This is a genomic window from Caulobacter sp. GW821-FHT12A07 (assembly GCF_058807655.1).
In genome coordinates, this window is record NZ_JBXAQX010000013.1 from 113694 (window position 1) to 125305 (window position 11612).

The following is an 11612-nucleotide window of genomic DNA, read 5'->3' on the forward strand; positions in this document are numbered from 1 at the left end:
CTGACACCGGTTACCAAGCGCCTCGAAGCGACCCGCTAGGGTTCGAGGCGAAGGGACGAGGAGACACGCCATGGCCCGCCCCCTGATCTTGCACGACGATCGTCTGTTCCCGGCCGATCCGACCGTGCGCGGCATCGCCCGCGAGCTCTATTCCACCGTCGCGGCCCTGCCGATCATCAGCCCGCACGGCCATACCGACCCGGCCTGGTTCGCCACCAACGAGCCGTTCCGCGACGCCACCGACCTGTTGCTGGCGCCCGACCACTACGTCTTCCGCATGCTCTACAGCCAGGGCGTGGCGTTGGACGACCTGAAGGTTCCCCGCAAGTCCGGCGTGCCGGCCACCGATCCGCGCGCGGCCTGGAAGGTGTTCGCCAAGAACTTCCACCTCTTCCGCGGCACGCCGTCGTGGATCTGGCTGAACCACGTGTTCTCCAAGGTGTTCGGCTTCACCGAGTTCCTCGGCGAGGACAACGCCGACGCCTATTTCGACGGCATCAACGAGGCCCTGGCGACCGACGCCTTCCGCCCGCGCGCCCTGTTCGACCGCTTCAACATCGAGACCCTGGCCACCACCGAAGGCCCGCACGATCCGCTGAAGCACCACAAGGCGATCCGCGAGAGCGGGTGGGGCGGCCACGTCATCACCGCCTATCGCCCCGACGCGGTCATCGACTTCGAGGACGAGCGCAGCCCGCGCGCCTTCGAACGCTTCGCCGAGATCTCGGGCCAGGACGTCTACAGCTGGAAGGGCTATCTCGAAGCCCACCGCATCCGCCGGGCGGCCTTCATCGAGGCCGGCGCCACCTCGTCCGACCACGGCCACCCGACCGCCGCCACGGCCGACCTGTCGCAAGCCGAGACCGAAGCCCTGTTCGCCGACCTGGTGAAGGGGAACTTCACGCCTGAGAAGGCCGAGCTGTTCCGCGCCCAGATGCTGACCGAGATGGCCAAGATGAGCCTCGAGGACGGCCTGGTGATGCAGATCCACCCCGGCTCGCACCGCAACCACAATGTCGGCCTGCTGGACAGCCACGGCCGCGACAAGGGCGCCGACATCCCGATGCGCACCGAGTACGTGGATGCGCTGAAGCCGCTGCTGACCCGCCTGGGCAACGACCCGCGCCTGTCGATCATCCTGTTCACCCTGGACGAGACGACCTACAGCCGCGAACTGGCCCCGCTGGCCGGCCATTATCCCACGCTGAAGCTCGGTCCCTCCTGGTGGTTCCACGACAGCCCGGAAGGCATGATGCGCTTCCGCGAGCAGGTCACCGAGACCGCCGGCTTCTACAACACCGTCGGCTTCAACGACGACACCCGCGCCTTCCTGTCGATCCCCGCCCGCCACGATGTCGCCCGTCGCGTCGACAGCGCCTTCCTGGCGCGCATGGTGAGCGAGCACCGCATGGATTTGGTGGAAGCTCAGGAGCTCATCGTAGACCTGACGTACAATCTGCCTAAGAAGGCCTACAAGCTCGATCAGCCGCGGCCGCTACCGGCCCCGGCGCTCGCCGCCGAATAAGAACACCACTTCCGGAGTAAACTCGATGTTCGCCAAGACCTACCACGCCACCCATCCGGACATGATGTTCGCGGTCAGCAACGACGACCTGCGCGATCGCTACCTGATGCAGGACCTCTTCGTCGAAGGCGAAGTCGTCCTCAACTACAACCACGCTGAACGCTTCGTCGTCGGCGGCGTGGTCGCCGTGGGCGCCGTGAAGCTGCCCGACCAGACCGAACCGGCCTCGGCCGCCGGCCACCCGTTCCTGGAGCGCCGCGAGCTGGGCGTGATCAACGTCGGCGAGACCACCGGCAAGATCACCGTCGATGGCGTCGCCTACGACATCGTTCCGCGTGACGGCCTGTACGTCACCATGGGCGCCAAGGACGTGACCTTCGAAGGCGTGAACGGCGAAGCCGCTCGCTTCTACCTGGTCAGCCTGCCGGCCCACGCCGCGTTCGAGACCAAGAAGCTGGCCTTCGCCGACGCCATCCCGCTGGAGCGCGGCGCTCTCGAAACCTCGAACGAGCGCACCATCTACCAGTACATCGTGCCGACCACCTGCAAGTCGGCCCAGCTGCTGCTGGGCATGACCGTGCTGAAGCCGGGCAGCGTCTGGAACACCATGCCGCCCCACCTGCACGACCGCCGTTCGGAAGCCTATTTCTACTTCGGCCTGGGCGAGAACGACCGGGTGTTCCACTACATGGGCGAGCCGGACGAGATGCGTCACATCGTGATCGCCAACGAAGAGGCCGTCATGAGCCCGCCGTGGTCGATCCACATGGGCTCGGGCACCGCCAACTACACCTTCATCTGGGCGATGGGCGGCGAGAACCTCGACTACACCGACATGAACGTGCTGGACATCTGCCAGCTGAAGTAGGGCCAAAGCCCCTTCCAGTTTTGCTTCGGTTGTCATCCCGGCCGAAGTGGAGCGTAAGAGCCGGGACCCAGGGGCCGCGCGTGTCGCCGCCCCTGGGTCCCGAGCGGCTTTCGAGCCGCCCGGGATGAAGCAATCGGGATCAGGAAACTAAGCACCATGGCCAATCCGTTCAGCCTCGAAGGCAAGGTCGCGCTCGTCACCGGCGCCAACACCGGCATCGGGCAGGGGATCGCCATCGCGCTCGCTGAAGCCGGCGCCGACATCGCCGCCGCGGGCCGCAGCGAACCGACCGAGACCAAGGCCGCCGTCGAGGCCCTGGGCCGCAAGTTCGTGTCGATCAAGGCCGACTTCTCGACCATCGAGCCCGTCCAGCGCGTGGTCGACGAGACCGTCGCCGCCCTCGGCAAGGTCGACATCCTGGTCAACAACGCCGGCATCATCCGCCGCGCCGACTCGATCGAATTTTCCGAAGCCGACTGGGACGCGGTGATCGACACCAACCTGAAGGTCGTCTTCTTCCTCACCCAAGCCTTCGCCAAGCAGGCGCTCGCTCAAGGGACCGGCGCCAAGGTGATCAACATCGCCAGCCTGCTGTCGTTCCAGGGCGGCATCCGCGTGCCGTCGTACACGGCCGCCAAGTCGGGCCTGGCCGGCCTGACCAAGATCCTGGCCAACGAGTGGGCGACCAAGGGCATCAACGTCAACGCCATCGCGCCGGGCTATTTCGACACCAACAACACCGAGGCCCTGCGCGCCGACGCCGACCGCAACGCCTCGATCCTGGCCCGCATCCCGGCCGGCCGCTGGGGGCGCCCGGAAGACCTGGGCGGGGCTGCCGTGTTCCTGGCCTCGTCGGCCGCCGACTACATCCAGGGCGTCACCCTGCCGGTCGATGGCGGCTGGCTGGCCCGCTAAAGCCTTACAGCCTTCGGGACGACCGAACGTTTTGATCCCCGCGAAGGCGACTTCGCGGGGATTTTCCGTTCCGGGACAGGCGGGGACGAAACTGCACCGTTTCACGCACAAAATGCGCGCCAATGAACGATGGTAGCGCAACCATATCACCGCCCGGCTTCCCCCGAGCGACGAAGGGCGCTAGAGCCCGCACAGCGTTCGTCCGGGCCGGGTTGGACGCGAGAACCGTTAGATCAGTTCTTACAGTCCTGACGATCCGCCGCTCCTCCTCGCGGCGGTGATGGAGCATGCGCATGCGCGACTCGGCCCTCTCCCTCGGCTCAGACCGACCCACCAGCCGTGATGTCCGGCGGAACGCCAATCTGCTCGGCGATCTCCTGATCGAGGCCATCGCCTATCTGGAGGGCGACGAGGCCGGCGAGCTGGTGACCAAGGCCCGCAAGGCCGCCTCGCACGAGACCGCCGACGGCGAGGCGCCCGGCCTCGACCACCTGTTCGCCGACCTGTCCAACGACCAGGCCATCTTCCTGGCCCGCGCCTTCGCCAGCCACTCGCTGCTGGCCAATATCGGCGAGGACGTCGCCGGCCGCCGCCGTCACGCCGAGGCCGACGCCCAGCCGGGCGACGAGCGCGCCCGCACCCTGGTCGACGCCGTCGCGGCGCTGAAGGCCGAGGGCAAGACCGACGCCGAGCTGGCCAAGGTGTTCGCCGCCATGAACGTGGTGCCGGTGCTGACCGCCCACCCGACCGAAGTGCGCCGCCGCAGCATGGTCGATCGCGAGACCGAGATCTCGCGCTTGATGACCCTGCGCCGCCACCACCTGCCGGCCGACCTGGAAGCCGACATCCGCGAGCGCCTGTTCCGCGAGATCGCCCTGATGTGGCGCACGCGCCTCTACCGGCCCGAGCGGATCACCGTGAAGGACGAGATCCGCAACGCCCTGTCGATCGTCCGCACCTCGATCCTGCCGGCGATGGTGGATCTCTACGAGGAATGGTCGGGCAAGATCGGCAGCCACGGCCACATCGCGCCGCTGCTGAAGATGGGCTCGTGGCTCGGCGGCGACCGCGACGGCCACCCCGGCGTCAACGGCGAAACCCTGAAGCTCGCTTTGTCGTCGCAGTCGCGGGTGATCCTCGACTGGTACGCCGGCGAGGTGCGCAAGCTTTGGTCTAACCTCGCCGTCTCGACCGCCTACACCCCGGTGTCGCAGGAACTGCTGAACCTGGCCTCCCAGGCCAAGGACCCGTCGGTGCATCGCCTGGACGAGCCCTACCGCCTGGCCCTGGAGCTGATCTTCGACCGCCTCACGGCCGTGTCGCAGAAGCTGACCAACCAGTGGGTGGCCTACGCCACCAGCCGCACCGACGTCGCGCCCTACGACCATCCCGACGCCTTCGTCGCCGACCTGCAGATCATCATCGACTCGCTGGAGGCCAGCGGCGGCGAGCGTCTCGTCGGCTCGTCACTGCGCACCCTGGTGGCCGTCGCCAAGGCCTGCGGCTTCCACCTGATGAGCCTGGACCTGCGCCAGAACGCCGACGTCCACGAGCGCACGATCGACGAGCTCTACCGCCGCGCCGGCACCGGCGTGCGCTATCTGGATCTCGACGAGGAGGCCCGCTCGGCCCTGCTGATCGAGGAGCTGTCGCACCAGCGGCCGCTGGTCTCGCCGTTCACCGCCTACAGCGAGGAGACGGCCAAGGAACTGGCGACGATGGAAGCCGCGGCCCAGGCCGTGCGCGACTACGGCCACGCCTGCATCGGCGCCTACATCATCTCAAAGTCCGCCACCCTGTCGGACATCCTCGAGCCGCTCGTCCTGCTCAAGCAGGTCGGCCTGGTCTGGGGCGGCGCGGCGCCGCGCTCGTCGCTGAAGATCGCCCCGCTGTTCGAGACCATCGAGGACCTGGAGAACGGCCCGCGCGTGCTGCGCCAGTGGCTGGAGCTGCCGATCAGCCGCACCATCCTGGGCGACCGGCCGGTGCAGGAGATCATGCTCGGCTACTCCGACAGCAACAAGGACGGCGGCTATGTCGCCTCCCGTCGGGGCGTGGCGCGCGGGGCCTCGGCCCTGGCGTTCGAGGCCGACCGCATGGGCGTCGGCATCCAGCTGTTCCACGGCCGCGGCGGCAGCGTCGGGCGGGGCGGGGGACCGGCCGCCGAGGCCGTGCTGGCCCAGCCGGCCGGCACCGTCCAGGGCCGCATCCGCATGACCGAGCAGGGCGAGATGATCGCCCGCCGCTTCGGCGACCAGCCCACGGCCCGCCGCAACCTCGACGGCCTGGCCGCCGCGGTGGTGCAGTCGAGCCAGCGCCCGGCCCACCGTCCCGACCCCAAGGTCGAGGGCGCGATGACCGCCCTGGCCCAGGCCTCGTTCGAGGGCTATCGCGCGCTCGTCTATGACGACCCGGCCTTCGAGGACTTCTTCTGGTCGGCCACCCCCATCGGCGAGATCGTCGGCCTCAACATCGGCAGCCGTCCGGCCAGCCGCACCGCCAGCCGCAAGATCGAGGATTTGCGGGCCATTCCGTGGGTGTTCAGCTGGTCGCAGGCCCGCTTCATGCTGCCGGGCTGGTACGGCTTCGCCTCGGGCGTCGAGCGGGCGGGCCTGTCGACCGGTCAGTTGCAGGACCTGGCCGGCGGCTTCGACTTCTTCGCCTCGCTGCTGTCGAACATGGAGCTGGCGCTCGCCCAGAGCCACATGGGCATAGCCGCCCGCTACGTCGCCCTGTCGCCCGACCAGGACAACGCCCAGCGTATTTTCGACGCGATCAAACGCGAGCATGACGCGGCCCAGACCATCGCCCTGGCCATCCGCGGCGGTTCGAGCCTGCTCGACAACCAGCCGGAGCTGGCCGAGTCGGTGACCCTGGCCGGCCACTCGGTCGATCCGCTGAACCACCTGCAGCTGGAACTGCTGGCCCGCCGTCGCGGCGGCGAGCAGGCCGAGGACGTGCGCCTGGCCATCCAGCTGACCGTGGCCGGCATCGCCGCCGGCCTGCGCAACACCGGCTGACCGGAAAAGGGGCGCGCTGATCACCAAATCGGCGCGCCCGTCAAAAAACTCAGCCGCTCGCGCCCAGCGTTTTCTACAGGCTTGCTCAAATGCCGAAACTGCGCTTATCTGTTCATGACACCGGTGACAACGCGAGCCGGGCTCGATTTGATACCGGTGTCATGACGTTTTGGTCCGCCTCGCGCGACCGGGCGTCCTGCGGCTCTTTGAGTTCGCTCCTGCGCAAACTTTTCCAGGGCGTCGGGCTTAGGCTCGGCGCCCTTCATTTTGCCTCGCCCCACCCAAGAGGGCAGGGCGGCTGAAATTGACGTGGCGGCAGCCTCGGCCTGTGGCGCAAGCCGCGCGCGCGGGCTAAGGGATCGCCGAACAGATCTTCCACGCGCGGGGCGCTCAGCGGCGCATCGCGCAAGACCATCCCTTCCGGGAGGAGTACGCGAATGCTGAAGAACCGTATGGCGGTGCTGCAGGCCCTTGAGACCCAGGGCGTGGTGCCGGTGTTCTACCACCCGGACGTCGAGATCTGTAAGAACGTCATCCAGGCCTGCGCCGATGGCGGCGCGCCCTGCATCGAGTTCACCAACCGCGGCGACTTCGCCGCCAACGTCTTCTACGAAGTCACCAAGCACTTCGCTTCGGCCGATCCGCGCGTGATCATGGGCGTCGGCTCGATCGTCGATGCGCCGACCGCCGGCCTCTACATCGCCAACGGCGCCAAGTTCATGGTCAGCCCGATCGTCAACGCCGACGTCGCCAAGCTCTGCAACCGCCGCATGATCCCCTACAGCCCCGGCTGCGGCTCGGCGACCGAGATTTCCTACGCCCAGGAACTGGGCTGCGAGATCGTCAAGGTGTTCCCCGGCTCGTCGGTCGGCGGCCCGGACTTCATCAAGGCCGTGATGGGCCCGATGCCCTGGACCAAGATTATGCCGACGGGCGGCGTCGATCCCGACGAGGCCTCGATCAAGAAGTGGTTCGGCGCGGGCATCGTCGCCGCCGGCATGGGCTCCAAGCTGATCACCCAGGAAGCCCTCGACGCCAAGGACTACGCCGGCATCTCCAAGAAGGTGCGCGAGACGGTCGACCTGATCGCCAAGGTGCGCGGCAAGGCCTGATGAGCGATCCGATCCTTAAGCTTCGCCCGGCGTCGGAGACCCGCTGGGACTGCGCGGCCCTCGGCGAGGTGATGCTGAGGCTCGATCCCGGCGACGGGCGGGTGCGAAACGCCCGCCAGTTCCAGGTCTGGGAAGGCGGCGGCGAGTACAACTTCGCCCGCGGCATGAGCAAGTGCTGGGGTAAACGCTCGACCGTGGCCACGGCCCTGCCGGACAGCGATCTCGGCTGGCTGGTCCAGGACCTGATCGGCCAGGGCGGCGTGGACATGTCCCACGTCGTCTGGCGGCCGTTCGACGGCCTGGGCCGCAACACCCGGGTCGGGCTGAACTTCACCGAGCGCGGCTTCGGCGTGCGCCCGGCCCTGGGCGTCTCCGACCGCGCCAACTCGGCCGCCTCGCAACTGCGTCCCGGCGAGATCGACTGGGAGCGGCTGTTCGGCGAGGAAGGCGTGCGCTGGTTCCACACCGGCGGCGTGTTCACGGCCCTGGCGTCGAACACCGGCGAGGTGGTGCTGGAGGCCCTGGAGGTCGCCAAGAAGCACGGCGTGATCGTCTCCTTCGACCAGAACTACCGCGCCTCGCTGTGGAAGGACCGCGGCGGCCTCGACGCCGCCCAGGCCCTGAACCGCAAGATCGCCGCCATGACCGACGTGATGATCGGCAACGATCATGACTTCGTGGTCTGCCTGGGGATGGAGATCGACGGTCTGGTGAAGGGTCTGGTCCCCACCGATCCGGCCAACTTCAAGACCCTGGCCCCGCAGGCGGTGAAGGCCTTCCCGAACCTCAAGGTGCTGGCCACCACCCTGCGGGCCGTGCGCTCGGCCAGCGTCAACGACTTCGGCGCGATCCTGTGGGCAGACGGGGGCTTCTACGAGGCTCCGATGCGTGACGGCCTGGCCATCTACGACCGCATCGGCGGCGGCGACGGCTTCGCCTCGGGCCTGGCCTACGCCCTGATGGAGAACCTGGGCCCTCAAGCCGCCGTCGACTACGGCGCGGCCCACGCGGCCCTGGCCATGACCACCCCCGGCGACACCTCGATGGTGCGGCTGAAGGAGGTCGAGGCCCTGGTGCAGGGCGCTGGGGCGCGGGTGATCCGCTAAAGAACCTCCCCCTGTGGGGGAGGCGGCCGAAGGCCGGTGGGGGGACGTTCTCAGCTGCCGAGACGGCGGCCGGTTTCGCGATCACTCCCCCCACCGATCGCTTCGCGATCACCTCCCCCACAGGGGGAGGTTCCTAAGAAAAGCCCCGGTCCTGCGACCGGGGCTTTTCCATATCATCACCCGTAAAATCCCCGCGAAAGCGGGGACCCAGGCTTTTTCTGAAACGCGTGGCGCTCGACGATAAAACACCTGGGCCCCCGCTTTCGCGGGGGTTTTACGGTGGTTGGAATTACTTCCCCGCGCTCACCGCCGGCCCGTACAGCAGCCCGTTGAACAGGAACTTGAACGTCCCGTACGACTGCGCCCGCTGGGTGATCTCCGGGCCCATGACGAACAGCTTGCCCTTGCCCACGTCGACGTCGAGGATCGCCGTGGTGTCCTTCAGCTTGTCCTGGCCGACGGCCCAGCCGCTGCGCAGGGGCTTGTCGCCATCAAACCACGAGACTCGCGCAACGCCCTTGGCGTCCGACTTCAGGGTGAAGGTCGGCGAGCGGTCGTAGAAGATGTCCACGTCCGCCGGGATGCCGTAGGCCAGCGGCTGGTTCACGTCGACCTTGGCCCGCAGCACCGAGCCGGGGATGTAGAGCTCCTTGGTCGACAGGCCCACCAGCTTGCCGCCCTCGCTCTTGGCCGTGGCCACCTCGACCGGCGCGCCGAAGGCGGTGGCCAGACGCGTGGAGGCGCCGATGGCGATCACCGTGCCGCCTTGCTCGGCGAAGGCCTTCAGCTGCGGCAGGGTGGTCTCGTCGGTCACCGTGCCCAGCCACGAGCGGTACTCGGCCGGGATCTCTTCCGGCTTGGGCTGCGGATAGCCGCGACCGGCGCGGAACGGGCCGCCGGCCGGGGCGGGCACCACGCCGTCGGCGAACACCAGCACGTCGAAGTCCTTGGCGAGATCCCCGGCGTCCAGGCGCTGCGGGTAGACCACCTGGAAGGGGGCCTCGAACTTCTCGAACATCCAGCGGTTCCAGCCCGACGGCATCGAGCCGCCGTAGACGTCCACCAGGCCGATGCGCACGGGCTTCAGGGCGATGGCCTTGCCGCCGGGCTTGGAGCCGGTCGCCCAGGCGTCGATCCCCAGTTCCTTGACCCCGTCGGCGATCACGGTCGCGGCGGCGGGCGAGTAGGACACCCAGATGGCCCCGGCCGCGAAGCTCTGCTTGCCGGTCTTGGCGCCGTCCTTCAGCCACGAGACCTGGGCGCCGGCCTTCAGCAGACGGTTGGTCAGGGTGAAGGCGTTGTTGGGGGCGTGGTCGATCAGCCAGCCGGCCTTGCCCGAGCCCTTCACGGCGCCCGGCTTGACGGCGATCAGGTCGGGCACGCGCTGGAACGGCCCGTCGAAGCCGTCGAGCACGCGGTCGAACTTGACGCCCATCTGGTAGGCCAGGGTGTAGCCGGTGACGTCGTACGGCGCCTTGGGGGGACCGCCCGGATATTCGGCGTCGTGCGGGTGGTCCTGCGGCTCGAACATGTCGAGGATGTGCGGGCGATAGGCCTGGGCGGTCTTCACCACGTAGGAGCCGGCCGGATAGGTCTTGCCCTCGACGGTGAACGGCTTGGTCGCCTCGTCGACGTCGACGCCCGCCTTGATCAGGGCGTTCAGGAACGCCACCACGGTCGGCTTGTCGGCCTGGTCGGCGGTCAGGATATAGCCGCGCGGATCACGCTTTTCCGGAGCCTGCAGGATGGTCTTGTAGAGCGACGGATCGACGGCGGTCGAGGTGGCCGAGCCGGTGACCTTGCCCTCGAACTTCACCTTGGCGCCGGCTTCCTTCAGGTCGTCGATCTCGGTGGGCGTGATCGTCCAGCTGTCCTTGCTGCCCTTGGCGATCGAGTTGCTGGCCATCTTCCAGATGTTGAACAGCATCCGCTCGCGGTTGCGCGAGGCGTAGTCCATCACCGCCCGGTCCAGGCTCCACTGGTACTCGACCGTCTGGGCCAGATGCCAGGTCTGCGGCGGGGCGGGCATGGGGCGGTCGCCGTTGGGCAGCTGCACCTCGGGCACCAGGTTCAGCGGCATCGGCGTCGGACCGCCGGTGATCTCGGTCAGCAGGCCCACGGCGTTGTGGAAGTAGGCGATGGAGCGTTCCATGCCGTTGTGCCAGGTCGAGTAGGGGGCGGCGCTGCGGGCGCCCGAGCCCGGCTTGTCCTCGGCCACCAGGCGGCTGTGCATAGCCATGCCCACCTCCTGCAGCGAGGTCATGACCAGCGGGTCGTAGTTGTAGTTGAACGGGTCGCGGAACGGCGGCACGAACACCACCATGCCGTTCGGGGCCGGCTGGTGCTGGTTGTAGATGATCTGCGGATACCAGTCGCGGAACAGCACCTTGTTGACGTTGGTGGTCTCGGACATCTGCGACATGAAGCTGTCGCGGTTGTTATCGTGGCCGACGTACTTCTGGTACAGGCGCGGGATCGAGTTGAACTCGCGCTTCTGCGGGTCGGCGTTGCGCATGTACCAGTCCGAGACCAGCTCCATGCCGTCCGGATTGTCGTGGCCGAACAGCACGATGACGTCGTCGAGGATGCGCATCGTCTCCGGATCGGTCTTGGTCAGCATCCGGTAGAGCACCTGGATCTGGCCTTGCGAGGTCACCGTCTCGGTGGCGTGCATGCCCGCGTCGATCCAGACCACGGCCTTGCCGGTGGCGGCCAGCTTCTCGGCCTCCTCGCGGGTGACCTCGCCGCGCGCCAGCTTGCGGGCGACGGCCTTGTATTCGTCCAGCTTGGCCAGGTTGGCGGGCGAGGAGACGATCGCCACCCACTGGGTGCGGCCTTCTTCCGACTTGCCGATGTCGACCAGCTTCATGCGGTCCGACTGGCCGGCCAGGGTCTTCAGATAGGCCTCGTAGGCGGTGTAGTCGGCCAGGAAGTAGTCGCTGCCGGGATCCTGGGCGAAGGCCTGGGCGGGCGGGGTGATCTCTGCCGAGAGCGCGGCGTGGCCGCCGAAACTCATCACCAGCGCCAGGGCGGCCCCGGCCATCGCTACGTGTCGCGTCATCGCAC

At 68.0% G+C, this 11612-nt stretch carries 6 protein-coding genes and 1 pseudogene; 6 read left to right on the forward strand and 1 reads right to left on the reverse strand.

The features are described 5' to 3' along the window. Window positions 1-70 precede the first annotated feature (70 nt). From uxaC to AC1RRS_RS21815, 6 genes are all read left to right on the forward strand, one after another. Window positions 71-1525 carry a glucuronate isomerase gene (gene uxaC, locus AC1RRS_RS21790; RefSeq protein WP_492856981.1) on the forward strand — a complete coding sequence of 485 codons (1455 nt, stop codon included), beginning with the start codon at window positions 71-73 and terminating at the stop codon, window positions 1523-1525. Between the two features lie 25 nt (window positions 1526-1550). Further along, window positions 1551-2393, forward strand: coding sequence for a 5-dehydro-4-deoxy-D-glucuronate isomerase (gene kduI / locus AC1RRS_RS21795; protein WP_492856982.1), 843 nt, complete (start codon window positions 1551-1553; stop codon window positions 2391-2393). 156 nt (window positions 2394-2549) lie between these two features. Beyond that, window positions 2550-3308, forward strand: a complete 759-nt coding sequence (gene kduD / locus AC1RRS_RS21800) for a 2-dehydro-3-deoxy-D-gluconate 5-dehydrogenase KduD (RefSeq protein WP_492856983.1) — start codon at window positions 2550-2552, stop codon at window positions 3306-3308. A gap of 293 nt (window positions 3309-3601) precedes the next feature. After that, window positions 3602-6328, forward strand: a complete 2727-nt coding sequence (ppc, locus tag AC1RRS_RS21805; protein WP_487291009.1) for a phosphoenolpyruvate carboxylase — start codon at window positions 3602-3604, stop codon at window positions 6326-6328. A 437-nt stretch (window positions 6329-6765) separates the two neighbouring features. Next, the gene (locus tag AC1RRS_RS21810; protein ID WP_058348668.1) at window positions 6766-7440 is read left to right on the forward strand and encodes a bifunctional 4-hydroxy-2-oxoglutarate aldolase/2-dehydro-3-deoxy-phosphogluconate aldolase; all 675 of its coding nucleotides are present in this window, start codon (window positions 6766-6768) and stop codon (window positions 7438-7440) included. Beyond that, window positions 7440-8546 (forward strand): PfkB family carbohydrate kinase, encoded by a 1107-nt coding sequence (locus AC1RRS_RS21815; protein WP_492856984.1) that lies wholly within the window; start codon window positions 7440-7442, stop codon window positions 8544-8546. The genes AC1RRS_RS21810 and AC1RRS_RS21815 overlap by 1 nt, the downstream gene beginning before the upstream one ends. 289 nt (window positions 8547-8835) lie before the next feature. On the opposite strand, the pseudogene AC1RRS_RS21820 reads toward AC1RRS_RS21815, so the two are convergent. Next, window positions 8836-11610 (reverse strand): annotated as a pseudogene (locus AC1RRS_RS21820) (M14 family metallopeptidase); the annotation flags it as partial. Window positions 11611-11612 lie beyond the last annotated feature (2 nt).

Excerpts from the sequence above, each read along its gene's own strand:
- kduI (WP_492856982.1), top strand. The coding sequence starts at position 1,551 with ATGTTCGCCAAGACCTACCACGCCACCCATCCGGACATGATGTTCGCG.
- AC1RRS_RS21810 (WP_058348668.1), top strand. The coding sequence starts at position 6,766 with ATGCTGAAGAACCGTATGGCGGTGCTGCAGGCCCTTGAGACCCAGGGC.
- AC1RRS_RS21815 (WP_492856984.1), top strand. The coding sequence starts at position 7,440 with ATGAGCGATCCGATCCTTAAGCTTCGCCCGGCGTCGGAGACCCGCTGG.
- uxaC (WP_492856981.1), top strand. The coding sequence starts at position 71 with ATGGCCCGCCCCCTGATCTTGCACGACGATCGTCTGTTCCCGGCCGAT.
- ppc (WP_487291009.1), top strand. The coding sequence starts at position 3,602 with ATGCGCGACTCGGCCCTCTCCCTCGGCTCAGACCGACCCACCAGCCGT.
- kduD (WP_492856983.1), top strand. The coding sequence starts at position 2,550 with ATGGCCAATCCGTTCAGCCTCGAAGGCAAGGTCGCGCTCGTCACCGGC.